Source organism: Paenibacillus sp. WG02 (assembly GCF_055396115.1).
Window position 1 is genome coordinate 4,417,321 of record NZ_AP036016.1, and the last position, 26,621, is coordinate 4,443,941.

Sequence of the window (26,621 nt, forward strand, 5' to 3'; positions counted from 1 at the left end):
GTGAAGATTACTTTGACAAACAAAAACAACAATCTTTTGTAAATATAAAGTGCCTAACAAACCATCTATTTTCATGGAAGTGAACAAGCGAAGATTTCGACTTATGAATGTGTTAAAGATTAACGCCCTGTCTTCACTTTTCGAATGAATCGTCTATCAATATAGAAAGCAGTAAGCAATGCAGCTAAACTAATCAAAACTGGTATACCGAAAGCTTCATAGGAAAAAGGGTTGCCTTCGAATTTTAGATTGGTCTCACGGTAATCCAATCGCTTGGCACCATATTTAGCAGTCAGGACGTCCTCTTGCTTGGCTAAATCTTCAAGTGGAGCATCAAAGATAAATCTGTCAAAGGAGCCGCTGTGAATGAACTCAGGTACCACGTTACGTCCCTTTTCGTTCCACTGTTTGACATCTGCCGCAGCTAAAAACTTCGCCTCCACTCCAGGCACGAACATTCGATCTAGCTTCGGCGCATTCGACATTTGAAATCGGGTGACTAGGTTAAGGTGATACTTCGTAACGATTGGCTGCTTAACGTCTGAGATGGTATGCACCTTTGTTGTTCCAGAAGCTGCGTAAGTATCAAAAATCGTCGTAAGTGCTCCGTCATCCATCCTGTTATACAACAATACCCCTGCGCTTTTTTTGTTCCATTGGAATGCTTTGTTAAGCGAAAAAATCATCTCGGTTCGATCAATATAATAGGGGTCTACCTTCGGATTTTTGACGAAATAATAAGAAGGGTAATTCATCTCTTTCGCTATTTTCTCCGCCACAGGCTCGCCTAATTGCTGTGAGATCACATAGAGGACTGCATCGACTCCTGAAGTGAGAGCTGCTGAAGCGACGATGTTCCCGTCTGCGACATAACGCAAATCCCTTCTCCATTTTGTTTCAGGATATTTATCGACTTCATGAAAATCAAAACTTTTCCAGTCGGTAGTTGCTTCTTTCCCTTTTAATAAACCTGTATCGGCCAGATTCAACGCACCAGCGCAAATGCTTAACAACTTCGTATCAGAATGTTTTTGTATCCATTCCCGGACAGGTTTATACTTTGCTTCGTCAACCATAGGCATGGCCGGGATCACAATAAGGTCGGGACTTTTTCCTAATAATCGATCCAGTTCATCAAAAGAATAGTGGGGCATCAGATCCAGACCGCCAGAGAGTGTTTTCATGCTTTTGTCCGGGGCAACTGCATATACGTTATATGACTCAGTCATCGCAAACATTTCATACGGAACCATAAAATCAAACACTTCTGTCGTCGGATTGGATAAAATGACAGCTACTGTAGGTTTTTTTGGATTATGTTCAGGCACGCTCACGCCTTGTAATGCAGGCATTGGTGTTTGCCGAGTGGGAAACCAGTATTCCTGATTTGATCGAATATACCCAAACGCACCGATCCCTCCGAAAAGTAAAACGAACGTCATTACATAGACAACGACACGTAATATGAACTTCTTCATCTTTGATTCTCCTCTGACCAAAATTTTTTATGTTTGCTTCCCCAAGTAAAACTATAATTAATCTCTGTGAACTCCATATTTATGTGTGACTTCCTCCTTCCTCATTACCTGGTTGGCATGAAATCATCATAAAGGAGAACCGTTCGTTAGAACGCGCAAACAAAGAACGCCATTCCCGCAAATTTTTGCGGAGTCCGCGCAATTTGTCTCTCACTTATTGCAAACAAAAAAGGCCGGTATTTACCCGCCCATCTCATGGATTAAAATAAATCTTCTGTTGGTAATATCCCCAAACTCTTTGCTTTTTTGATTACTTCGACCCTCGAACTGACATGTAGTTTTTGAAATAATTCGGTCAGACTATATTCGAGCGACCGCTGGCTAATCATCAATGTTTTTGAAATTTCCTTGTTGCTTTTACCTTTTGCCAATTCCCGTAACAGTTTTTCTTCTTCAGGTGTTATCGTTGTCTTCTCATTTTCCGTGTCACTGGCCACCACAATCTCCTGACGTCTTAACTGCTTTAGCAGTTGCATCGGAACAATGGCTTCTTTCCTTGCTGCACATCGTATTGCCTGGATGAGTTGTTCGCGTGTGGAGGTCTTGGCAATGAATCCGGAAACTCCTGACTCCATAAGCAAGTTGAAATGAGGGGCGATATCAAAACCCGAATAAATGAGAATCACGGCATCCGGGACGTATTCCAGTACTTTGCGTGTCAAATCTGCGCCGTTTGTATTCGGCATGTATAAATCAAAAAGCATCACGTCAAATTTCTTTAATCGCACCACATCAGGCACATAATAAACATCTGTCTCGATCGTAACTTTCATATCCGGCTCGGATTCGATCAACATCTTGGTTCCCTCGACGACTGATCTATGATCGTCAACCAATAAGATTTCCATATCGTTCACCTTTGACTTTTATAGTAATCGGAAGTGAAATTCTGACATGAAACCCTTGCCCCGGCGCAGATTTCAATTCCACATCCCCTTCTAAACTGAGAACCCTTTTTTCGATGCCTGCAATGCCCATGCTTTGGAAGGATCCTTCGAGCGCAGATACATCCATCCCGATACCATCGTCCAAATAGGAAAAATCAATCTGTCCGTCCTCAGTCGTCAATGCCATCGTTACCTTATTTGCTCGGGAGTGCTTGGTTGCATTGTTTAGCAATTCCTGAACAATCCGGTAAATGCCGAGAATTTGTTCCTCCGTTAACGCATATCCCATTTGTTCTGCGGAGAATTCGATCTCATAATTTGAAAACATACGTGTATAAGAGAAGAGACTTTTTAGCGATTCGACTAATCCCATTTTAAGAAGAAATGGAGGTCGAAGCTCATTGCAAGTGATGCGGATCTGATGAATGGCATCCAGAAGCCCTTCCTCAATCTGCTTGAGCTCAAACTGTGTTGCCTCGGCGAAAGCGGCAGTGGAACGCAGCGATTCAAGCTTACGATACCAGATAATCAAATCTTGCAGCACCGAATCATGCAAATCGCTGGATAGTGAGGATCTTTCCTTTTCAGATAAATTAAACAGCAATCGTAACATCCATTTTGGCGTTTCATTTTTCGCAACCATTTCCTCAAGCCGTCTCATCAAATCTTCAATCAAGTGAAGGTTATCATACAGAATGGTTACGTAATGAACGGCTGTTTCAAGCCATTCTTCTTCAATCTTAAGCATTGATTTGTCCATACAGATCCGCAGATAAACCGGCTGCTGCTTTTCGCCGATCTTGATCCAGATGCTACCCATGCTCATTATGGACTGTTCCTGTCCCCGAGGCACTTCTTCAATAGATACTTCGTCGATATTCAATACCGATTTCACCTCATCTATAAGCCTGCTCTCGAGCACCGAGACTTTCATCACATTTGCGAGGTCATTAGAAAAGCGATTTATGCTCTGTTGGAGGACTTTGTACCTTTCTTCGCTCTGGATCAATTCTCTTTCTTCTCGTTTACGCTGCGTAATGTCCTTAACTATTCCATGGACACCATTTAATTGATCGGAAAGAAAAATAGGGACAAATGTAATGCTTACAATTTTCTCACCATACACCGACTTGCTGATCCGGCATTCGATATCCCTAGACTCTTGTTGTTGGATGACATGGAATAGAGCTTCATACACCGAGGCGTGATCTTCGTCCATAATTAATCCCATAAAGCAACGATCGTTCAGTTTGTCAAACTGAGTGCCGGTTATTCTTTCGAAGGATCGATTGGCGTTTACAAAATAAAATCCGTTCAAATCAATCGAAAAGACCCCATCCAGATTGTTTTCAAACAAAGACTTATACCTCTGCTCGCTTTCTTCGAGGGCTAACTCGGAAAGTTTCTTCTCTGTAACATCCATCAAAATGCCGTCAAACCGCTCGATTGCACCAGTATAGTCCAAATATGGATGAATCGTCATTTTGATCCATTTCGTTTCTTCGCCATGGAGTAATCGAAAAGTTTTCACAACGGGTATCCCCAAATCAAGCTGATGTTTCACTTCATGCATGAGAGCGGCATCATCTTCCGGGTGCATATGTGTATGCAGAAGAATGGGGCTTGCCGTAATTTCTTGTATGGAAAAGCCAAACATCTTCCCAATGCTGTCAGAACAAAACGTCATGCGGGAAAAATCCTTGTCGGTCGACATGACGCCCGCGTTAACATTATCCAAAATATTTTCCAGCAATTGCTCCTTCTGTTTCCGTTCAGTCATGTCTCTGGCAACTGCGACAGCATATTTTACTTGACCTTTGTCGTCCAACATGGGCTTTACCCGGGCCTCAATGTGAACCGTATGACCCTGTGAATGTATAAGACGATACTCTATATTCACCGGCTGTCTCGAACGGAAAACTTCAGAATGCAATACACGCACACGATCCTGATCATCCGGATGAATGATATGGAACGCATCCATTCTTTCGTACTCTTCAACGTCGTACCCAACTAGCGACTTTATTGACGGAGAGACATACTGTACAATGGCATCGCTATCCAATAAAACAATGGTATCCAACGTATTTTCCGCTATGATTCTATACTTCTCAACGGACTGAACGGAAGTATTTTCTTTCAACTGCACGTTAAATGCAATTGTTTCATCATTGGCGTTGTTGATGGGTACCTTCTTTTCCATAAATCCAGCGAACTTAGAGTTCCTATTTCCAAATAAAAAATGAAATGCATCATTCACCCATATGATTTCGTCATCTAGATTGACGATATATATCGGATCCGGCATATTTTTGAGAAGCTGCTTGGCGCCTTTAATAACATCTTGAAAATGATCCATTTAATTTGATTTCTCCTTGTAGTAAGGATGTCTGAGACAACAGGAATTCATTTATGATTATTATACTTAATTATACAAGTCTAAGCGCGCAAAAAAATAGCATTCCCCCGCAATTTCTTGTCAAATTTTATTTGACAAGTTGAATATACCTTTCTTTGTTTTTTTCAATAGAATCAAGAAAGCATCTCACAGCCATTGAGGCTTGTTTTCTATTTCTTATGGCTATTCCAATTCTTCGTGAGAAACTAGGGGATGTTTCTGCAGGGATAAAAATTTGATACAAACGACAATTAGGTTTGTTCCATCAAGAGCACGAAGGTCTACGGTTTTAGTTTTTCGTTTGCTAACTTGATCTAAAATTACCTTCAGTTCAAGTGTTAAGAGAGAAAATACCTCTGTATCCTTTTAGCCTCCAAAATCAATTATTGTTGTTGGGACATGCAAATTGGCGAAGTTAACCAAATATATTCAATGGTATAACAAAGTGAAATGGAGGGTGAAAGGATGTTTAATTGTTTTCATGTCGAGGTCTCGGGAAACACAATTTTCGTGCGCCGTTATGGACAAGGACCGGCAATTCTATTGGTGCACGGCTTCCCGCGCACAAGCCTGATGTGGCGATTCCTCGCGCCGAAGCTTGCGGAAAATCATACTGTAATTTGCGTAGACTTGCGCGCCTATGGCCGCAGCGGGATACCCGCCTCCAGCCACGATCACTTTCCTTATTCAAAGCGCGCGATGGCGAAGGAATTGGTTGAGGTGATGAGCAAACTTGGCTTTCCGACCTTCATATTGATCGGTCACGACCGCGGGGGACGAGTCAGTTACCGTATGGCCTTGGATCATCCGAAGAATGTGGAGCGTCTGGCCGTGTTTGACGTCATTCCGATTTTCGAAGCGTGGAAACGGGCAGATGCGCGCTTCGCTCAAACCTACTGGCCCTGGAGTTTACTGTCGCAGAAACAACCGCTGCCGGAGAGTTATCTGCTCGGTGCTCCCGAGGCCGTCTTCCATAACCCCTTCGGCGAAGGTTCCTTCGGCCGCGAAGTCTTGCAAGAGTACGTTTCAACCTATTATAATCCGGCCCGTGTGCATGGTATCTGTGAGGAATATCGAGCTGCAGCGACGATCGATGTCGAACACGACCGCGTGGACAAAGAAGCGTCGAAAAAAATTGAATGTCCGATGCTGCACCTGTGGGCGGAGGGCGGTTGGCTTGACACTTACTATGCAAAAGACGGCGGTCCGCTCGGCATATGGCGGCAATGGGCTCCGAAGGTGCAAGGGCAGGCGATAAAAGGTGGCCACTTCTTCCCAGAAGAGAATCCTTACGAAACGGCGGTTCTCGTGAAGCAGTTCCTCTCCACTTAATGAAAGATGTGTTACTGCTTGCTGTTTCTTCTTATCTGTTGAAGCAGGTGTTTGGAAGTATCCTTCCAGTTAGGGGGAAAAGGCAGTCACTTGATGTCGGCTGCCTTCACTAGTGTTATTGTAATTCGTTAGAGCGTAATGATGTATCCGACTTAGCCAAACCTAGTGCCTTCGTAGATTGAAACTATACGTTATCACAAACGATGGTAACCGTGGTGCCTTCCGGAACGGCTGCTAAGGTCCATGTCATGATCATCTCTCCCGCGAAAACGGGGTCCTCGGACTCGAATTCTACTAACTGCAAAATTCGCTCGTTTGGTGCGAACTCCAAGAATCTCCCTTTGACGACGTCAGTATGCTCCGAGGTCTTGCCTTGCGTTGAATGTCCATTCCGACCCTCCGAAGTATCTGATCTAATATCCTCGACTTACGTCCACCGAATGGCTAATTCGTTCTTGTCCGCTATCAATTTCTCCAAGCACGGCGAGTAAGCTGTCCATCGCTTCATCCAACCCGGTAACCGCAGAAATATGCGGGGTAATGACCACGTTCGGATGAGCCCACATCGGTGATTGTGCAGGCAGAGGTTCCTCTCTAAACACGTCAAGAACAGCTCTGCGCACCTGCCCTCGTTCAATCGCCCCGAGCAGTGCATTTTCATCCACCGAAGCTCCCCGGCCCACATTTATAAAGCCTGCACCGTGCATGTAGGAAAACAAATGCATTCCGAATAATTTTTCGGTGATTGGTGTTAAGGGAAGCGTGTTAATGACCCAGTCGGCCTGTGCTAACAACGAGTGCACTTCGGTAATCGGAATTACCCTATTAAAATGACTGTTCGATGCGCCGCTGCGAGATATTCCATATACGGTTACCCCGAATGTTCTAAGCATCCTCGCTACTTCCTTTCCGATTGTTCCTGTACCAAAAATGACGATGGTCAGTTGCTGCAGAAGCTTCTGCTGTGAAGGCAGCCATTGTCTTTGTGTCTGATACTGCTGGAATTTATCATGACGCTGTACATCGGCAAGAATATAACTTAAACAATATTCCCCTATTTTCCGCCCAAAACTGCCGATCGTACGTGTTAATAAAACATCCTTTTTCCATTCACGATTATATAAAAATGAATCAACGCCAGCTCCAAGCGCATGAACCCACCGCAACCTAGCGAAATGAAACGACTCCGTCGGTTTAAATGCCACATAACCATCAGCCCAGTCGAAGTGACTCGGGCTTACCTCCGCCTCTGGAATAAACATATACTCCCTCTTATTATCCAGCAAGGCTATCTGCTCTAGATCTTTGTACATCCGTCCTGTCACTATAACTTTTTTGATATCCATTAGCCACGCCCCCTCAAAAACTATAAAATCTATTCTATCTTCGCGACTCTTGCCTTGAGAATTTTTTCATTTCTTTTGTAAGTTGTTTTTGTATTTTATTACTCATACTTGTCCCACCTTGACTTGTCTAAGTAACGAACTTACACAATATATACTTTGTTCAGAATCAGATAACACCAAATTTAGTTAGAGCATAGTATATGCCATCATCACTTGCTTTTTTGGTAACGAAATCTGCCTTTTGTTTAAGACGTTCTTCACCATTGCCCATGGCAATACCGAGTCCAACTAATTCTAACATATCTAAATCATTCCCCCCGTCACCGAAAGCGATAGAATTGCTAGCGTCAATGTTGTAATAATCAAGTACTTTTTTGATTGCTTCCGATTTAGAGACCAATTGTTTTTCAAGAACGTTTATTACATAATTATGGAATCGTACAAACCGTAGTTGCGGGAAGTTATCAATAAATTTTTGAGCTTCATTCTCATCAGCGTACAAACACATACAGTAAATCTCTTCTGAGAGTGCATCTAATTTCTTGGGATAACGGCTAAGACCTAGGGTCTCTAACAGTGCACTTCTAACACGTTTTTCTTCTACTCCTATTCCATTCATTGAAATCGAATCTGTAAAATAGGACAGACAGTGTCCATTTAACTCGGCAAAACTTGATAGTCCATGAACAGTTTTTGCAGAAAGCACTGTCTTATAAATAACATTATTTTTTGCTTTAATTAGTGCTCCATTTGCTGATATTAAAGTATCAATGCCGAGTGCAATTAGTTCTTCGCACAAATTATGTGGTCTCCCCGTTGCAACAACGACTTTAATACCTTTCTCATGAAGCCTTGTTATAGCCAATTTTGTGCTTTCAGGTACTCTTCTATCCACTTCACTTAATATGGTCCCGTCAACATCAAAAAACACGATCTCGTACACTGTTAGAACCCTTTAATGATTTCGGTCGGCTTTACTCGATCCGTACTTTTTAGAATCATTGACCGTTTCTTAGAATCATAATGGAAATGATACACATTAATAAAGTCCTGTCCCGCCCCATAACCACCAGTCAGAATAAGTTCCCCGTTGCTCACTTGAAAAGGACGGTGCGGTAGCTGGCTTATATACGTCAAGATCTGTTCCGGTTTCATCTCAATCGATATCGGGAAAGCCGTGCCTTCACCTACTCTAACTCCGAAAAAGTAAGTCTCGAGAGCATGACAGTCTGAATAACGCGGAACATACGCGAATATTTCCTCTTCTCCAAGGGTAAACTCTTTCATCTTTACTATCGCATCGTCTTGCTGAACTATTTCAAATTCTATCGGAAATGTCATCACTTTGCTCGAAATCCCATTAGAGGTAGACTCCCATACCACTTCGTATTCTCCTGACCAACGGAGATCAGTCTCCAGTCCGTAACAACTAGGCGCTCCCAAAGTGGCTACTTTTGCGTTGCTTACAGGTCTAACGAGTAGACGGCCATCTGGATGCGTTCCAATTGCCCTTATTGAGTCATCTTCTTTGACTGTGTTTTCTTCCGTAACTATTGACGACGAGTTTAAATTGGACGAATGAGGTACCATAGGCAAGGATTGCGGTGCCACAGTCTGAGATGAGATATTAGTAAGTTTGTCTCTGCCCCCGCAGGCTGTAAGTGCAAGAATGAAAACCAACATTACCAGCGGCACATAGTTTCTTTTACTGAACATTGATTTATATGCCTCCTATTACGCATATTGATCCGCCCATGACGATGACGCCTAGCATTATAGAATGCACCCGTTTAAACAGTGATGACCCCCCTAGTTCATTGTCTTACAATTGGCTATTTCATTCTGGCGCGGTACAATCCATCTTTCCCCCGAACAGGCTCAGCATCCTTCTCTCCATTTGGTGCCTGCCATAACACCCACTTATTACGTGAAAGATCATATTTAAAATACTTATCGTCTTGCCTTGAAAATAAATCCGTACCACTAGCATAGGTATAGCTGTCCTCTGGCGGGTTAGCAATCACTTTGGGCGGCTGGCTTGGCTGCCATATTTTCCATTGGGAGAATTGTAGTTGATTGTCACCTTTTAGATACAGTTGCAGATAGGCTCCCTGCTCTGCAACAAGACGAGTGATGCCTGCTGTGGTCATCTTTTCCCCAGAATCACTCACAAAATCCGTGTATGGAACTCCGTCTTGTAAACGTGTCCAATACGTTCCTTTTACCGTTGGGATAATGGACATATCCAAATCGGAGTATTTTGCTACCAAAGTGGTTGAAGTGAAAGCTTTCGTTCTTTGGGGTGATGCTTCCCCTGACTTGTACGAGATTCGTTCCAATTGACTCGTTTCATGCCGATTTTCGTAGGCCAAAATGTGAAGCAGCTCTCTAGTCGTATCATACGAAGCATAATTGACGTTATCCTCCTCGCTTGGACGAGCATTATGGAGAATACGCTTCTCACGTTTCTCAATATCATAGGCGTAAACGCCATAGTAGGACGAATAAATGAGGGTTTTCGCATCCATCCATTGGATGGGCTGTTGCTCGGGCTCTATCGTGGAATAAAAAACATCCTCGATGACAACAGGTCCCTTCCCTTTTTGCTCCAAAATAAAAGCGTAGCTTGTTCCGTCTCCATCCCCCATGGATCCGCCAAGACGAACAATCCCGATGTAGCTTTGTTTATTCTCAGATAGAACCACTTGATCGTAGAACTGATCTCTTGGGCCACCTCCAACCAACTCGCCTGAATAGACGTAGTACCACGCATATTTCGGCACTTGCTGAACCAACAGACTCCCGCTCCCCGCTCCTAAGCGATTACCGTTCAAGTCTACCAAGTTATCCATTCGCATATACAGTTCTTTCGTTCCATGATCTCCTGCGCGCATAGCGTCCAGCTGGACCAACAGATGTTTGGTGTCCACCCATTTAGCCGCTAAAGGTACACCCTCCATTGTCGTGGGGAGATCCTTATGCATCTCTTCCGAAAAGACTAACTCCACCGAGCTTTCTCCCTCTGGGATGAGCAATCGAGGCGCATATTCCTGAGCCCATAATAAAAGATACGGGACATCACGACCTGAACTCGAGCCGAATGTAAAGCTCACAGGTTCCTTTCGAATGAATGTCATAGTGGGCAGATCACCTAAGTGCAGAACAAATGAGGTACTCGCGTTATGAAATTGAATCCTCACATTATTCGTGGAATTGGGACTTTCGTCGATCTTCCATTCCACATTGCCATCAATACGAATATGATCAGTTAACCGCTTTCGTTCCGCTTGGCTCAACTCGGCGAAAGTCGCGTTCATACTGACATCTTCTAGATGATACACAACTTGAAAAGGTTCATTTGGCACATCCGTTGCTTTCCAAGATTTGAAAATATGTTCTCCAGAGCTGTTCTGTTCACCGAAAGTAAGGCTTTGAAGTTTGCTGCGGATCGAAGTTTCAACAGAGGCAACGGGAGTAGTAGTTATCAACGCCGATACTTCTGGGGAGCTTGCTCTTGATGTTATGGAAGGACGCTGGGCATTATCTTCGCACGCGTTCAACAACAGCATGACGGATAAAAGGAAGCCACTGCCTAAAATTCTGACCATCGTATTCACCAATCCCTATCGGTTTTTAGGAATATTTTCCATATAAATCAGACGTATGGAACTGACGGAAAGTTGCAATGGAATTGTATGATTAGAAGGGCGATTGAATGCTACTGAGGATCCGAATGCAGAAAGAGTTTCAATTGCTTTAAAACGAAAAATCCCCAATTTACGGGGAGAAATGCAAAAAAGACACTTACATAAAAATGCAAGTGTCTAATCAAACAAAGCCCCAGATTCCCTATCAATGAGGCACCGTTACTAATGTAAACCCCTTCTTTCTTATGCCTTTAATAATATCCGGCAAAGCCGCTATGGTAGAAGGATGATCATGCATAACGATAATGCTGCCAGATTGAACTTGGGCTAACACACTTTTAACGATTTTGGAAGGGTCCGTTGTTGCCCAATCTTTGGGATCTTCATTCCACAGCACCATTTGCATGTGGTGTTCTTCCGTTACGAGCTTGGTATCGTTGTTATAGGCACCGTAGGGCGGACGAAATAATGTGACCGGGTGCTTATCGAACTTTATAAGTTTATTTAGACCGCTATTAAACTCATTTTCCTGTGCGTCATAGGTCATTTGAGACATGTGAGGATGCGTGTCCGAATGATAACCTACTTCATGACCCTCATACACAGCCTCGGTCACAGACTGCGGAAAAGCAGCCGCATTTTGTCCGATGAAGAAAAAAGTGACGTGTATGTTTTGTTCCTTTAGAACTTTGAGTAGTTCCTCCGTATATTTCGTCGGACCGTCATCAATGGTTATGGCTACTTGACCTTTTCCAACCGAATAAATGGGCTTTAAGTCTGATTTCTTCGTCTGCTTCTTCTCAACTGATACCACGGGTTCTTCCTTTGGGGAACCTATCTCAAATCCAACCGGCTCCTTAATCGGGGTAGAAGCAGATGTATTGTTCGTAGGGAGCACGCCAGTATTAGATACAGGTTTAGGTGCAACAGTGGGATCGGGCGAAGCCGAGGGACTTAATGAAGCAATGGCACTAGGAACGACTGGAGTAGCAGTTTGCTCACACCCCGTTAACAAAAGAATAGTAAGCATAGTAATTATTGAGCACCGAGAAAATTTCATATTCAACCTACCCATGTAATATTGGCTGTAAATTATATTTGAGAAAAGCCTACTCTATGATCCATAAGTGATATTTACTGTTAGTGATGTATAGCCTGTTAACCTTGTGTCAGTACCAAATTCGTAGGTCACTCTTCCAACGTTGTTATTCATAACTATATCATTGGTTAGCGCAGCTTTCATAACAGACTGCGCACTCCCTAAAGAGCTTTTATAACGAAAAGTGATCTGGCTCTGCCGGGCTGAAATCCCTCCTTGAAGTAAGGCCTGAACCGCGGATATGGAATCGGCCGTGTTCTCAGCCGTCTCTCCGGAGAGTCCTGTAGAACTCAGCAATGCTTGAGAAGCGGCTGCATCCATAGCGCCCGACTGTACTTGTTGTCCCAGCGCTTGAATGAAATCTTGAGACGCAGTTGGGTAAGTCCCCGTCCATGTATGATCGCGCTTCATTTGAGCATCTGTCAAATTAAAGTAATGATACATCAATCTACCTTTCACATCAGGAACAGGATCATCCCATGTCGTATCCAGATGGTACCAATTACCGTCAAGCTTGACCAAATTCCATGTATGCAGTTGGCCTCCGGCATAGCCTTCCACAATTTTATTCGAGATGCCAGCCTCGGTAAGCAACCGATAAGTGAGCAATGCATACCCTTGACAAACGGTTGTGCCTTTCGTCAATCCGCCGTATGCTGTATGTTCGACTAAAGATTTATCATAAGCCAGATGGGAGATCACGTAATCATGTACGGCCTTCTCCTTCTCGAAATCGTTCATTCCGGCATGGGTGATTGAAGCTACTATAGTCGTAGCCTGTTCGGAAACATAATCGGTTTGCGATTTAGACTCCAAGTAGGTGACTTTAAACGTAACCGTCGCTACACCGTCATATTCATAATTCATGCCATGATAAATATAATGCAAATAATCGTTATCCGCCAGAAATGCATTGACATAACTTTTAATCTGTTGGAATTCGTTCGGATCGTCTAATGTAATTTGAAAATCAGTTTCTTGATTCAGCAAATGATCCTTGAGCGATTGCTGCCATGATGGCAAAGCAGAATCCTGTGTTGTCCCCTTATCTGAAGCAGTTGATGTCCAAGTGCTACCGGGCACATCCTTCATAGAGTGGGCTAGCAAAGCAGCCATTTCCTGTCTTGTCATATTGTCGCGCGGACGGTAAGACCAACTTTCCCCTGATTTTCGGGCATCAATAGCATACCAGCCTTTAGACAGCACACCGCTTACCGCAGGGACCGCCCATGCATCGGGCGAGTCTTGAAATTTAAGAGCAGCGGGTGCGGCGATGCCTTTACTTTGAGCTAACCGCCATATCATTGTGGCAGTTTCTTCTGGTTTCACCGGCAGTTCGGGTGTGAAGGTGCTAGCGCTCGTACCCTCAATGATCCCTGCTTGATAAGCCGCGCGTACATACGGAGCAGCCCAATGACTTTGAATATCTTGAAAAGGTACGGACGAACCGTCATCCTTCAATTGAAAAGCAACTGCCACAAACTTAGCGAACTGTGCGCGAGTCAACGTCTTAGACGGGCCGAACTGCCCCGGCGCAACACCATCCGTGACGCCTAGCCGCCCAAGATCATTGATATAGGATATATAGGGACTTGAATTAGAGACATCGCCAAAACTACTGGCCGAAGCCCCCGTTACGTTACAAAGAGAGAACAGGCTGACCATAGATGCGATTAGACCTAGTTTCTTCATGTTGTAGCCCTCCTCATTTTCTTATATTAGCGCATAGATGAGCCCACTCCTAACCCCTAACATAACATAGTTAAGTTAAACTCGGATTAAAGTTAAATTAATTTTCTAATTCTAGTAATGGAAATTAATTCCATGTTGCAAGAAAAAAAGCTGCCGCCTCAAAGGAGAATGAGCTGCACTTTTATAAGTTTGTACCTGTTCGTTTATTTTAATGGCGAGTCTCTTGGTGATAACGAGATATCAACAAAATAATAGCTAAAGCCACATATATATTCGTTTGAGTCTAACCAATCAATTCAATTCAATTCAAAGAAATAAAAAACGATATTTGTTAAACTAAACTCCCGTTTAGCTCAAAAGGCCACCGAGTTTATCACCGGCAGCCTGTTTGATCTTTGATATGAAATTATCGTTCTGCGTTAACTTAATGACCTGACCTGTCATCTATGGTACGGTTCACCTTAATGTATCTAAGCACAAAGTTCATTTTGACCATAAGATATACATCAGTATATAAAGATAGAACCACCCCTAACAATGGAGTGGTTTCTTTGTATAGAACTTCTCTTTTATTGAACTATTGTTCCAGTTATCCTAAACGTCATCTTGCTTATATTTCTTCCCATGTGTATTCGCTTACGTACGACATTCCAGGGTCTGATGTACCTGACTTAAGAAATCGTTACTTTCTGAGTGTAGGAATGAGTCGATGGTGCATTAACAGAAGGTCTAATCCATCAACAGCTTCTTTAACGACTATATGACTTGCCATTAACGTAGCAGTGGCACAACCTTCTTTCCCCATTATTGCGATCGACAAGTCTGCTTGGCGAAACATTAACTCATCATTTACCCCGTTGCCCATAACAGCTACACCAGGTTGAATCATGCGTATAAAGCTACATTTCTCTTCTCGTTGATTATCCGTTCCTATTACGTGTAGATCCACGGGTAGCCCCTCGCACTCTCTTGTTGCACTTCCATTACTATCTGCGGTCAATACATAAATCTTAATCATTCTGGCTAATTCTATTAGCCTCTCCTTAACACTTGGTAAAAGCAACCCATCCAATGCAATAGTCCCATTAAAATCTAAAACGAGATGATTTATGTGAATATCCTCTTGGCCAGGAATACGTAGTAGCATACATGTTGCTCCTCTTTTTTATTATAATAGCTCTTCTTCAATTCCTTATTTTAACACATGTATTCTAGGAATGCTGAATCCACTCCACCACGCTCTTCGTTAGCTCAATAAAAACAAGGAGCAGCTGCGGAAGCACTTCTACTCCTTGTTTTGTTCAAATAATGTTCATTTCTCGCCTTAGACCTAAGGGCACTGCTCTTGTTTATTAATCAAAATAAACCCATTTGTTACACATAAATCTTTGTTATTCTTCAGGTGATTGTAAACCGCTTCTTGCAGGCTGCTTTTTCTTGGCAGTTTCTCTAAATCAGGGTTAGAAGTGCTGAATACAAAGAACAAGAATGAAGAATTCCTCACAACGCTGCTTACGTGCGTAAACATGGAGCTGAATTTGAGTATGTTGCTGTCTGCGCCTAATATTTCTTTAAATTGCGGCGTGAGAAGCCACGAGTCGCAGATGAATGCTTTGTAGTTATAATCGTTAAAATAGGTTTTATAAAACTCCAATGCCTGTTCGAAGGATTGCTTGCATTTTTCTATGTTTAACGATTCGTAAGCAGGTATATGTACATCAAGTACATCATCGTTTTCATCCAAAACGAGGTCATATTCCACTTTTGCAAGGGTCACGTCTTTTTTAATCATGACCCCATTGTCAAGAATGCAATTGGAAATAATAGCCGTATCCGTTTCCAGCACTCTTGATGAAAAGTAATTTTGGTTCAAATCTATGCTAGGGATGGTGATCGGAATCGTAAAACCTCCAACATCAAACTTCACCTGATCATGAGGGATAATGACTATTTCACTGGTCTTTTTATTTCTATAGACTCTAGCCTTTAAATAATTTTTCTTATAAATAAATTGCAAACGTCCCAATCTGAAAATCTTATTCTTAAAATGGTTTTGCAACCATCGAAGTTCTTCAAATCCGTCTTTCTGATTTCTATCTTTATAACCTCGGATCCATAAATTCACGTCGCTGAAGGTGTGAAGCAAGATCTCCTTTGGCAACTTATGCTTCTCATAAAACGTTAGAACGTCATCGAATTTATCCAACAGCACGATGAGCGGGAAAAAGTTCGCTCCTTGCAAGTGATTTGCCACATTTGCCTTGACGTCTTCGGATAAATCAAATTGGTTCTCTACAAAAATTTGATTCCGTGCAATCTCTAATTGCTCTTTCAGAAATTCCGAGTGCTGAATCTCATCGAAGCACTGGAGAATCAAATCCAAGTTGTAATCATCAATTTGCAAATATTCATTGATTTTTACGATATAGTCTCGATCCATCGTGATTCCTCCTGATTTATAGCGCACTTTAAAGTACATTATATCACAACGGATTTGATTCACTCTAAATTAAAAACAATCGTTCATTCAACATTTCTGCCCGTAAGCACAACACTGCTACCGATTCAAACAAACAGCCGCGTATTATTATGCATCGTTCCCGTTAGTTCAACTGGTTGTACAAGTTCTTATTTCCCTCGCCTTGATTATTGTACGTACAGAGTACCCTCATTGGGAATGGAGGAAAGTTCCTCTCTTTTGGCCGTGACAATAAATATATCCCAAAAACGCCCTGCATCATCACTAAACTTTATCACCATTTCCTCGCTAAGATTGGGGATTGTTGAAGCGCTTTCGGAGAAAGATCGGGCGCAGGGCGTATCGCTCTATACCTTGTCTACCATGCTTCCTCAGTTGTTTGGACCAATTGCGGCTTTTTATTTATGGGAACATGGTCATATGCAACGGGTTTGCTATCGCCTTGATTTATCCAACCCTTATGACTTATCTTACTTTCGTTTTGCCTACATATTCCCGTCATGTTTTGCTTGGTCTTTTCATTTCCTCGTACGATCTTGGTTTTTCACTTGGCGGACTTATGATGGGCCCACTTATAGAATGGTTCTCTTGTTCCCGAATGTATACTTGCTGTGCTTGGTTAAGCATTGCCGTTCTTCTTATCGTGATCTGTAACTGTAAAAGGATGAAAACTTCGAGATATGCCTGAAATGCAATTAGAAAAAGAAAAAGAGCCGCTGTGGCTCTTTTCTTCAATTTAGATTGATCTCGTCAAGGGCATGGAAAACGGAAAATATCAATGATGATGCCAATTGGAATTCGAATCGTTATAAATATTCTGTCAATCCCGCTAAAAATCCTCAAACGGATAGCGTTTCGTCCAACACTTAGTAAACATCCTGTAAAAGTATTAAAAAGTGTTCGAACAACAACAACACTACCAATCAAACCCGGGGAAATGCTCTTAATTCTTTTCTGTGTTTTCAAAGGCACTTTTCGAGCTGTGGTCAAATGAAATTCTTTAGACATTTATCTCTCTCCTTTGTTTATTTGTTGTTTTGCCTTTTTTATTTCTTTTAACACCAAAGAGGCGAGCTATAAATCCCAACAAGATTTAGCAGATTAGAGCCTTACTTCTTTTTCTCAACAAATATAATTTAGTATGAGGGGGGCTCCACACCACACCACAACAACAGTCTATGGTGAAGCACATTAGTTGCACACGGCATTTACCTAGGTTCAGCACTAACAGGTCAACTTTCACTTTCATTAAGTTCTTAGCATGGTTCCCTTATCCAGTCTTTACCATTGAACATATTTTCTGGAATGGTATCTGTCGACTTTGTCATGTTATTCCTACTGCCCTTAATCATGCTAATTGTACATACATAAAAAAACAAAAAAACCCATACTGACGAATCAGCATGAGTATTTTTATTCATGTTATTTTCCGTGTCGTTTTGCCAGTTTGCACAAAATCCTATTGCTCACGTTTAGGAGCTAATTCAATCGCTTGTTTTAGAGCCTTTTTTGATTGCGCGATCTCGATAGCCTCAAATCTACTAACGGGATAATTTCCGTCTTGAGAGTTTATTTTTGAGAATCAAGAATAAACATAGATGCATCATGCCCCATGAATATTTTACTTCCATTATAAAAAGTTTTGGATTGAATATCCCTGTACCCTATTTTAGTCATAATGTCAGTTAGCTTTGTTTGATTAAATCCGTTATGAACTATATCTGAAACTATTTTTTCATTTTTATTAAAATCTACGATTAGTAAATGTCCTCCTTCATTTAGAACATCGAATAATCTTGATAAAACGAATTCAACATCATTAATATGGAGGAGAACCTGAGCCATAATAATATAGTCAGCATGTAAATCCGATAGATCTTCCTTTTCAAAATCAAAGCATAATGTATCTACATTCTGAATATTAAAATCAGAAATTTTTTGCTTTATTTGATTAATCATGTTTTGTGATGTATCTAGAAAAAGCATAGAATTAAACTCGTTTAACAAGTTCATTCCAACAAGACCAGTTCCACACCCAAAATCAATAGCATTCTTACTTTTAGCGTCAACTAAATATTCACGTATGGCATCTGATGATACCTTTGCAATTTGAATTCTTTCAGAAGTGTCATATATATTTGCTATCATTTCAAACTTATCCGTATTTCCCATTATTACCTCTCCAATCTCTGCCTAAAGAAGGCTGATCAAAATATGGATCCTGTATTATCGCACTAACTTTTCCCATTATTTTAGCTCCTAATGATTTTATATCTGAATACAGATTACCATATCTTTGAATTAACCTATATCACTAAAACAATCTGCCTGTTACATCAATGAACGAAAAAGGGGCTGCCCAAAGAACACTCCTTAACTATCGTTCTGCTTCCCTCAATAATTAGCGTTTATTATTGAATCAATTTTCGAATTTCATTTTCAACAATTCTTGTATTCCATGGTGAGAAAAAAACATTAGTGCCATCATCAGTAAGAGTAAAGGCGTAGGCTATCAGCTCGTTCGTGTAGAACACGAAATGATAATATGTCGGATCGCCCCCCCTGTTCTGGGGATTATAATTTTCCGTATCTTTCCCGCTTTCCAAAAACTGAATAAATTGTTCTTTCTCGCTATTATAAAGGGTTTTGTAGGGTTTTACTTCAATATGATTATAAAGGTCCACTCGCTCTACTTTTTATTTAGGCACATCTTTATAGTTATGCCTCATATTTTTTTTAAAGTCATCCTCCGCATATAAACGATATCCTCCAATTCTGGTCTCATCTCTTGCAGCTATTAACTCATTTATTTCAAACCCTTTGACCTTGTAAAGTTTAGTTCCAATCTCTAAAAATGCAGCATCTCCTGCTTTCGTTTGATAATTGGGGTTAGTAACAACATCTCCCACTTTAAATTTGACTTCACCAATTACCTGATTGGTTACATCATTTGGATCCTTTATCACACCTTCAAACAATCCAGTGTATGAATTTCCTGATAATTTAACAAAATCGACCCAATCGATCACAGCGTTTCCCTGAATTGAATTCGTATTAAAATTCGAGCATCCACTTAAAATTACAACGAAGAAAGTCATTAAAAATGCCCAAATTCTCACAATAAATCCCCCCCTTTCATCCCTGACGTAGACTGATTCGGATATGTTTCAACCCTCTTGTTAAATAATTACATTAACCAGTGCTTTCATTCAATCAGAAACAAGTAATTTCATAATATCTAAGCATCGAGGCAAATCCTTTTCTTCTAGCCGTTTCTTTAAATTTTTGGTAAGGTTCTCCATCGTTCATCTTAAATTTCCCTGCCCGCTCAATGAAAAAAGCAGGTTGTCTCAGCTGCCTGCTTTTTTCAAGTATCTATTCTGTTAGTTGAATGAAGAATTAAATGTGAAGGACTTCCATAACATACGATCAAAAAGTTGGTTATGATGGGCTTAATATTAACAACCGAAAAATAGCTTTATCCTTCAACGAAACTCATATAATACTGCTTCTAATGTACTCTCTGAGGCAAGGATACGGACCACCAAAAATATGAGCCATGGTTACGATAAATTCGTGATGTTCCTCCAAATATTTTTTGGAAATGCCGACGCGATTGGCTAGTAATTGTTGAACCGCTAAATCCCTTTCCAAACTTAGCTGGTTTAGCAAGTTATTGTTTTGTCCGACCGTTTTGCTTATTTCCAATAAAGTTTGTGTTTCGACGCCTGATGGCCGATACACCAAATTGGAAAATTGAATGTCGAACTCCTCCAGCCGTCGCTTTAAGTGAAGAATCTCTTCTTGACGTTGTACAGAAGTGTTTGATCTTTTCGATTGAAAAAGGTTCTTCACCTCTTTGGTTACTCTCTTAAAAAGCATGTCTAATTCCTCCTTTTTTCTCTTGAACGAAAAAAGGAAGCGAGGGAATAGAGCCCTAAAAAATAAAGGCCAATTTAATGTTTTTATCATTTTCTTTCCACGCTGACGAAGTTAGCTGACGGATTCGGGTTGAAAGTTAACCCTAACACTTAAAAGTGTACTCACCCCAGAAAACTTGGTTCCCCCGCTTCTTTAATCTAAAGAATTAAGCGTAGTATGATTCATTCTTATTTTATCAATTTACCCCAATACATATATAGAAACAATAGTAATATTTACTTATATTTTTTATGTCTATTTTCAACTAATAGTTCAATTTTACTGTGGTTAACGCAGCAAGGTCAACAACAACTGCAAGGGCAACTGCTGATTCTTAGCTCCCCTACTAGGCTTGAAGCTTATACGATAAGGTAAAGTAGAGAATTGAAGTTTCACATGGGGGGGCGTGTTGTGATGTTTTTGACGACTAACATGTTTCCTGCATATCCTAAGAAAAAACTCATTCTGGGTCTTAAAGGAGAAATACATTTGGATATTGCAGGTAAAAGAAATGAAAGCTAATATTGCATCTAAAGTATTTTATGATTTGTTTCCTCAGATCACCTGTCTTGAACAGGCGGCCACCGGATTTATTCTTACCGAGGGTCCAGCTTGGGATAAAACGGACGGCTCGCTTGTATTCAGCGATATTAAGGCAAACACGATTTATCGCTTGAGGGAGCAGGACCATCTCTCCGTAGTGCGGCGTCCAAGTGGAATGTCGAACGGACTGGCGTTTGACGCCGAACAGCGGCTCATTGCTTGCGAGCATGCTGGTCGAAGGCTCTCTTTATATTCCCTGTATGATCCGATTGGAACGATCGTTACGCTGGCTGACTGCTATGAGGGAAAACGCTTGAACAGTCCGAACGATGTAATTGTAGCTTCGGACCACTCCATTTACTTCACAGACCCCAATTACGGTTTAGTGAATGAATTGCAAGCACCGAAAGCGCAAGATCAGTTGTTTCAGGGAGTCTACAGGTTATCTCCGTCAGGCAAACTGACACTACTGATCAATGACTTTGCTGGTCCTAACGGTTTAGCGTTATCGCCTGATGAACGAAAGCTTTATGTCAGCGACACGGAACGTCAGCATATCAGAGTGTTCGATCTTGATGAGCAAGGCCGATTGGTGTACGGCAGACTGTTCGCCAAGCTGGACGTGAGCATGGGAGAGGGCGTAGCCGATGGCTTGAAGGTGGACGCAGAGGGACACGTATACTGCGCAGGACCGGGAGGAATATGGGTGTTTGAACCAGACGGAAGCGTTATCGGATTGTTGAGGATTCCTGAAATAACTACCAATTTAACTTGGGGAGGAGTATCAGGTCGGACCATGTATATTACCGCCACTTCCTCCGTATACAAGATACCCGTTGGGGTGACTAAAGCAGGATTTTGATCCGAAGCGAATAAGGAGAAGCTATTACCCTTTCGAACCTGACGAATCAGTTTCACAGCCCCAATTTGTCTTTGGCGAGAATCAGTATTTTTTCACAAGAAATCTTAACACCGTTTTCAGCTTTTCCGGTTAGTCTTTCGAGGATCTGACAAATAAATCTCTCGATGAATTTTGCTGGTACGGCTATAACCATTCTCTGAACAGAACACTTCCATTCGAGCAAAGCTTTTCGGTTCATCGTCAAAGCTTCCGATATGCATCATTTGACAACACAACCCTTCTTCCGCATGCTCAAACCGAACTTTTTCAAGGAACGGATTAGGTTTTTTCTTTTTCGTGTGTTCTAGAAACCGCTCAAACCATTTTTCTGTCAAAAAATCGGGTTGGCGTATCATAATCGTGTACTTCAAATTGTTTTTGTCCGTCGCAGGCTTGGTCAGATCAAGCAAGTCCCACACACCCTCAAGCGGAAAAACCGTATATTCGTAGTATTCAGCCGGTATATTGTCACTTTTGTAAGACATTCTCACCGCATAACTCAAACTGTACAAAGCTTCTACCGCCTTGGCAAATTCCTCGCCGTTCGGATCTCCAGAACTACTGACCATAAAAAACGGTATCCTCGGCACTTCCACAATTTCCGGTAATGTATTCGGCAAATAGAGTTGTTTAAAATCTTTCTTGTAATCTATCTTTTTACCCAAAATTCTATCTCTCCTTTTGGATGGTCTTCGTATATTTTAACATTCTAAATATGACAACAGTATGTCACTTTCAAGGTTCATGTTTCTCCAGAGCGGCCCCGAAACTGACTACTTCATGAAGTATACTCAAACTTGGGATGTTTCACATTACTGCCAAAATGTTAACGAAAGGGCTATGCGTCAGACCTTGCAAAATTATTGGTTTCCCTCTTCCTAATGCCCCTCTACCATCAGTTTAGCTTAATACCCGACTGCAAAGCTTCCCAAATCTCATCATAGATAAGTTCGAGCACAGAAATAGATCCACAGCAACGAGTTGTGGATCTAAATTTGTTAGCCGCCACTTACCTGTTAATTGACGGGTAAAAATCGATGCTTCACGGAAAAAAACGTTTCATTTTTAGTTGTTATTTTCGTATTTATAGCGGCAGTCTAAGACATTCTTTTTTCTGGGTCTTTAACTGCCGCTGTTTCTTTTTAATGGAACAAAGCGGAGATCAATGATTACAAATGGATAACTTGACCGCCGTTAGCTGCGCTCTTCCAAGCCGCTTCCGTCAAACGCGCAATTCTTAAACCGCAGCTGGATGGCGCAGCGGCTTCATTCACCCTGCCGAGGATGAGATCAACAAAATCACGATTTGGATCACTGGAAGCCGGAAGCTCTTCCAATACTTCGACAAGTTCTCTTTGTCCTTCCTTGGCGACGAATATTTTATTATTGCGGTACAAAACGGTTCCTTGATCGCCGTGAATAGACACATCCTCATGCCAACCGATGCTAGCGCTGCCGACAACATTGAAAGTCGCAATTGCGCCTTCCCGAAAGCGAACGGTGACGGCCGAGTCGATATCGACTTGCGATCCTCGGTTGTCGATGAAAGCAGACACGTTCGCTGGTTCTAGACCGGTAACCCAAAGTACAACGTCAAGTAGATGGCTTCCGGAATCATTTAGCTGTCCCCCGCAGGATAATGCAGGGTTTTGCCTCCAGGAACCTGTTGTACCTTTCAGCCAACTTTGTGCCTGATAAGCGCAAATGTAATTGATTTTTCCCAGTTCTCCGCTTTGGATCAACTCGCGAATATAGATGTAGGGGCCCATTAAGTGACGCTGGTAGGCAACTGCGAGATGTTTGTTTACAATTTTCGCATGGGCAATGATGCGTTCCGCATTCTCGGATCCGTCGACAAACGGCTTCTCCATCAGTACATGTAAACCGCCATCCAAGCATGCCATTCCTTGCTCAAAATGCATGCTGTGCGGCGAGACAATAATGGCTGCATCTGCGTTTGCCTGTGAGATAGCCTCCCGATAATCCGTATAAACCGCTACATTCTTCAACTCGAGAAAACGCTCAGTCACTTGTTCAATTGCTGCAGCGGAAGGATCCGCCAACGCTACAATTTCAGCTTCGGGTACTTGCAGCAATCTTCGAACGTGCTCTCTTCCCATTCCACCAACGCCAATCATTAAGAAACGAACTGTTTCCATGTAATATCCCTCCAAAAGAGTATTCTATTGTCTATTGCGATTGAAATTTTCATAAGCCGAGTCCCCCATTGATATGAAGTTCAGTGCCGGTGACTTGGCTGGCTTCATCGGATAATAAAAAGATCGTTCCGTGCGCCATGTCTTCCGGCGTTTGCATGCGACCGCTAGGTATGTAAGACTCGCCCAATTTCATCAACTCGTCCGGGCTTAAGCCCCTGTTCTGGTACAGCTCGATTTCCCCTTCAGAAGCCACCCAACCAACCGTTATCCAATTGGACCGGATATGTTCTCTGGCATAGTGGGCTGCGATGTGACGGTTTAAAGTAAGCATCGCGCCCTTCGAGCAAGAATAGGCGGCGAGTTCCTTTCCACCTTTATAGCCGTTTGTGGAGCCCATATGAACAATGGAGCCGCCGCCTGTCTTTAACATTGACTGAATCGCGTACATCGAACAGAAGAAAGCGCCTTTCATGTTGACGGCAAAAATCGAATCGAACAGCTCCTCCGATGTATCCACCATCGTTCCCCGGGGAAGATACCGGCATTATTGACCAGACCGTCAACCTTGCCGAATCGGTCCACCGCTTCATCGATTAACTGCTTGCACGCCTTTTCCCTGCTAATGTCAGCCTTTACAAACAACGCTTCGGCACTATAAGTTTCCTGAATAGCTTGAACGACTCTTGCGCCATCTTGTTCATTTCTCCCATTGACGACGACAGCTGCACCCTCGCTTGCGCACATCATGGCAATGCCTTTCCCGATGCCTTTGGTTCCTCCTGTGACGACGACTACTTTTCCAGCAAGCCTGTTCCCCATAGAGTTCTTTCCCCATCCTTATATGGTTTCGAACACATTTCAGCTCCAGTTGTTATTTGAAATACAAAGCCAAATGCTTCGCTGCCTTGACGATGCCTTCCCGTTCCTTCTCCAGCGTTCCCCAGAACCTGTGATCCTCTAGCTCTATGCTGACTGCTCCTTGATAGCCCAGACGGTCAAGTCTTACGGCGACTTTATTCCATTCCACCTCGCCGTGTCCGGGAATCGTATATCTCCACGAGCCTTCTGAGAATCCGTATTTCGCTCCGAAAGTCGCCGCCAAGACGCCGCATTCGTACAACTCGTCATGCAGAATCTCCGTATCTTTCCCGTGGCAGTGGTTAATACGCTCACCGAATTCTGTCAAAGCTCTTACATAATCGATACCGAGCCGCACCATATGGGAAGGATCGTAATTGAGGCCGAAATGCTTGGAAGGTATCGCTTCAAACATAGCTCGCCACATCTCGGGCGTACATCCGATTGTCGGATAATGGGGAGCAGGTCCCGGCCAGCCCTCGATGGCGATGTAGACCCCTTGGCGTTCGGCGTGACGAACAAGCTCCGGGAAGGTGTCCTTCCAGATGGCGAAGCTCTCCTGGCGAGGAGTCGTATGATCCTCAGGAACAAGACACATGAACATCACCCTTGCACCGAGCAAAGCCATGTCGGTCATCTGCTGCTTGACTGCTTCCGCTGCTGTTTCCCGACGGGCTTCATTTTTACTCAACAGCGCAGCAGTCTGTGCCGCATCAACGGAGCCGATACCAATTCCCGCTTTGTCGCACACTTGCTTGACTTCCGGATTCAGTTTCGGTACGTCAAGCACGTCCAGGCCGGCACTAACGGCCCATGCGGCGACTTGTTCCATTCCTTCAGCGCCGATCTTCGGCGGAATGCGCATTCCGATTTGTACGTTCATATTGTTCTCTCCTTTTGTTGGTTCATCCTTCTTCAATCATTTGTTCCGCTTCCTCCGATGAACAGAACATTGGCTTCTCAATGGACAGGTGCAGTCCCTTTATTTAATACCAGAGAAAGTAATTCCGCGGATAAATGCTTTTTGCACTAAGAAGTAAAGAACGATTATCGGCAAAGTAATCATGACCAGCGTAGCCATCATCATCTGCCATTCGGCCCCGTGTTGGGACTTGAACGCCTGCATACCGAGCATCAGTGTATATTGGCTCTCATCCGACAAGTAGATCAGCGGCCCCTGATAGTCCGTCCAACTGCCCATGAACTGGAATAGTGCAATTGTCAATAAAGCTGGACGGCATAGCGGAAGCATGATTTGCCAATAAATCCGAAGCTCAGAGGCACCGTCAATCCGGGACGCGTCTTCTAGTTCCCTCGGTAACCCCATGAAAAACTGCCGGAGCAGAAAGATGAAGAACGGAGCACCAAAAAAAGCCGGCAGCCATAGCGGAATATTGGTCCCTACCCAGCCGAATTTTTTGAATGCGATAAAAATAGGAATCATCGTCACCTGGTAAGGCAACATCATAACGATGAGCGTAATGGCAAAAAGCGGCTTCGCCCCCTTCCATGGAATTCTGGCTAAGCTATAAGCGACAAGTGGGCAGGAGAATAAAACCGCCACAGTCGCCAGACCTGCAATCGTAACCGTATTCGACAAATATTTAAAAAAAGGAATATAGTCAATCGCTTTAGGATAATTGCTCCATTCCATAACGCTTGGAATCCACACTGGGGGCCAGAGAAACAATTCGTTGTTCGCCTTGAGCGAAGTGGAAACCATCCATAGAAACGGTGACAGAAAAAAGGCGCCAATCACAATTAACACGACATGAGCAAATACTTTTTGAACAGTTCCAAGTTCAGTGCTTCCCATGACGA

22 protein-coding genes, 1 pseudogene and 1 riboswitch are annotated in these 26,621 nt (G+C 42.7%); of the genes and pseudogenes, 2 read left to right on the forward strand and 21 right to left on the reverse strand.

Annotation, left to right across the window (positions count from 1 at the left end):
• Positions 1-119 precede the first annotated feature (119 nt).
• From ACBP55_RS19925 to ACBP55_RS19935, 3 genes are all read right to left on the reverse strand, one after another.
• On the reverse strand, positions 120-1,478 hold the full coding sequence (locus ACBP55_RS19925; protein ID WP_464644392.1) for a DJ-1/PfpI family protein: 1,359 nt from the start codon (positions 1,476-1,478) through the stop codon (positions 120-122).
• A gap of 260 nt (positions 1,479-1,738) precedes the next feature.
• Entirely contained in the window at positions 1,739-2,386 is a 648-nt protein-coding gene (locus tag ACBP55_RS19930) for a response regulator (RefSeq protein ID WP_464644393.1), read from the reverse strand.
• Positions 2,367-4,784, reverse strand: coding sequence for a sensor histidine kinase (locus ACBP55_RS19935; protein WP_464644394.1), 2,418 nt, complete (start codon positions 4,782-4,784; stop codon positions 2,367-2,369). Before ACBP55_RS19935 ends, ACBP55_RS19930 begins: the two co-directional genes overlap by 20 nt.
• A gap of 504 nt (positions 4,785-5,288) precedes the next feature.
• Here ACBP55_RS19935 and ACBP55_RS19940 point away from each other — a divergent pair.
• A complete protein-coding gene (locus tag ACBP55_RS19940; RefSeq protein WP_464644395.1) occupies positions 5,289-6,155 on the forward strand; it encodes an alpha/beta fold hydrolase in 867 nt (288 codons plus the stop codon).
• A gap of 184 nt (positions 6,156-6,339) precedes the next feature.
• Here ACBP55_RS19940 and ACBP55_RS19945 read toward each other — a convergent pair whose 3' ends face one another.
• The 13 genes from ACBP55_RS19945 to ACBP55_RS20005 all read right to left on the reverse strand — a co-directional run bounded on the left by ACBP55_RS19945 (position 6,340) and on the right by ACBP55_RS20005 (position 20,300).
• Entirely contained in the window at positions 6,340-6,573 is a 234-nt protein-coding gene (locus ACBP55_RS19945) for an SRPBCC domain-containing protein (protein WP_464653361.1), read from the reverse strand.
• Complete coding sequence (locus tag ACBP55_RS19950; protein WP_464644397.1) at positions 6,569-7,501, reverse strand: D-2-hydroxyacid dehydrogenase; 933 nt, start codon at positions 7,499-7,501, stop codon at positions 6,569-6,571. The genes ACBP55_RS19945 and ACBP55_RS19950 overlap by 5 nt, the downstream gene beginning before the upstream one ends.
• Positions 7,502-7,667: 166 nt before the next feature.
• On the reverse strand, positions 7,668-8,444 hold the full coding sequence (locus tag ACBP55_RS19955; RefSeq protein WP_464644399.1) for a Cof-type HAD-IIB family hydrolase: 777 nt from the start codon (positions 8,442-8,444) through the stop codon (positions 7,668-7,670).
• Between the two features lie 2 nt (positions 8,445-8,446).
• Positions 8,447-9,217, reverse strand: coding sequence for a hypothetical protein (locus ACBP55_RS19960; protein WP_464644401.1), 771 nt, complete (start codon positions 9,215-9,217; stop codon positions 8,447-8,449).
• 116 nt (positions 9,218-9,333) lie between these two features.
• Complete coding sequence (locus tag ACBP55_RS19965; protein WP_464644403.1) at positions 9,334-11,109, reverse strand: hypothetical protein; 1,776 nt, start codon at positions 11,107-11,109, stop codon at positions 9,334-9,336.
• 244 nt (positions 11,110-11,353) lie between these two features.
• On the reverse strand, positions 11,354-12,178 hold the full coding sequence (locus ACBP55_RS19970; protein WP_464644404.1) for a polysaccharide deacetylase family protein: 825 nt from the start codon (positions 12,176-12,178) through the stop codon (positions 11,354-11,356).
• 84 nt (positions 12,179-12,262) lie between these two features.
• The gene (locus tag ACBP55_RS19975; protein WP_464644406.1) at positions 12,263-13,939 is read right to left on the reverse strand and encodes an S-layer homology domain-containing protein; all 1,677 of its coding nucleotides are present in this window, start codon (positions 13,937-13,939) and stop codon (positions 12,263-12,265) included.
• Between the two features lie 682 nt (positions 13,940-14,621).
• Complete coding sequence (locus ACBP55_RS19980) at positions 14,622-15,086, reverse strand: HAD family hydrolase (protein WP_464644408.1); 465 nt, start codon at positions 15,084-15,086, stop codon at positions 14,622-14,624.
• 183 nt (positions 15,087-15,269) lie between these two features.
• Positions 15,270-16,379 carry an acyltransferase domain-containing protein gene (locus tag ACBP55_RS19985; protein ID WP_464644410.1) on the reverse strand — a complete coding sequence of 370 codons (1,110 nt, stop codon included), beginning with the start codon at positions 16,377-16,379 and terminating at the stop codon, positions 15,270-15,272.
• A gap of 789 nt (positions 16,380-17,168) precedes the next feature.
• Positions 17,169-17,426: a hypothetical protein gene (locus tag ACBP55_RS19990; RefSeq protein ID WP_464644412.1), complete on the reverse strand. Its 258-nt coding sequence runs from the start codon at positions 17,424-17,426 to the stop codon at positions 17,169-17,171.
• A 561-nt stretch (positions 17,427-17,987) separates the two neighbouring features.
• Positions 17,988-18,590: a class I SAM-dependent methyltransferase gene (locus ACBP55_RS19995; RefSeq protein WP_464644413.1), complete on the reverse strand. Its 603-nt coding sequence runs from the start codon at positions 18,588-18,590 to the stop codon at positions 17,988-17,990.
• A gap of 524 nt (positions 18,591-19,114) precedes the next feature.
• Positions 19,115-19,537: a hypothetical protein gene (locus tag ACBP55_RS20000; protein WP_464644414.1), complete on the reverse strand. Its 423-nt coding sequence runs from the start codon at positions 19,535-19,537 to the stop codon at positions 19,115-19,117.
• A 376-nt stretch (positions 19,538-19,913) separates the two neighbouring features.
• Positions 19,914-20,300 (reverse strand): hypothetical protein, encoded by a 387-nt coding sequence (locus ACBP55_RS20005; protein WP_464644415.1) that lies wholly within the window; start codon positions 20,298-20,300, stop codon positions 19,914-19,916.
• 86 nt (positions 20,301-20,386) lie between these two features.
• A riboswitch (cyclic di-AMP (ydaO/yuaA leader) is annotated at positions 20,387-20,522 on the reverse strand.
• A 328-nt stretch (positions 20,523-20,850) separates the two neighbouring features.
• Here ACBP55_RS20005 and ACBP55_RS20010 point away from each other — a divergent pair.
• The gene (locus tag ACBP55_RS20010) at positions 20,851-21,744 is read left to right on the forward strand and encodes an SMP-30/gluconolactonase/LRE family protein (RefSeq protein ID WP_464644417.1); all 894 of its coding nucleotides are present in this window, start codon (positions 20,851-20,853) and stop codon (positions 21,742-21,744) included.
• 116 nt (positions 21,745-21,860) lie between these two features.
• Here ACBP55_RS20010 and ACBP55_RS20015 read toward each other — a convergent pair whose 3' ends face one another.
• The 5 genes and pseudogenes from ACBP55_RS20015 to ACBP55_RS20035 form a co-directional block, all read right to left on the reverse strand.
• Entirely contained in the window at positions 21,861-22,448 is a 588-nt protein-coding gene (locus tag ACBP55_RS20015) for a GyrI-like domain-containing protein (protein WP_464644419.1), read from the reverse strand.
• A 504-nt stretch (positions 22,449-22,952) separates the two neighbouring features.
• The gene (locus ACBP55_RS20020; protein WP_464644421.1) at positions 22,953-23,942 is read right to left on the reverse strand and encodes a Gfo/Idh/MocA family protein; all 990 of its coding nucleotides are present in this window, start codon (positions 23,940-23,942) and stop codon (positions 22,953-22,955) included.
• A 49-nt stretch (positions 23,943-23,991) separates the two neighbouring features.
• Positions 23,992-24,761, reverse strand: a pseudogene (locus ACBP55_RS20025) (SDR family NAD(P)-dependent oxidoreductase).
• 52 nt (positions 24,762-24,813) lie between these two features.
• Positions 24,814-25,683 carry a sugar phosphate isomerase/epimerase family protein gene (locus tag ACBP55_RS20030; protein ID WP_464644423.1) on the reverse strand — a complete coding sequence of 290 codons (870 nt, stop codon included), beginning with the start codon at positions 25,681-25,683 and terminating at the stop codon, positions 24,814-24,816.
• A gap of 99 nt (positions 25,684-25,782) precedes the next feature.
• Positions 25,783-26,616, reverse strand: coding sequence for a carbohydrate ABC transporter permease (locus ACBP55_RS20035; RefSeq protein WP_464644425.1), 834 nt, complete (start codon positions 26,614-26,616; stop codon positions 25,783-25,785).
• Between the last annotated feature and the right edge of the window lie 5 nt (positions 26,617-26,621).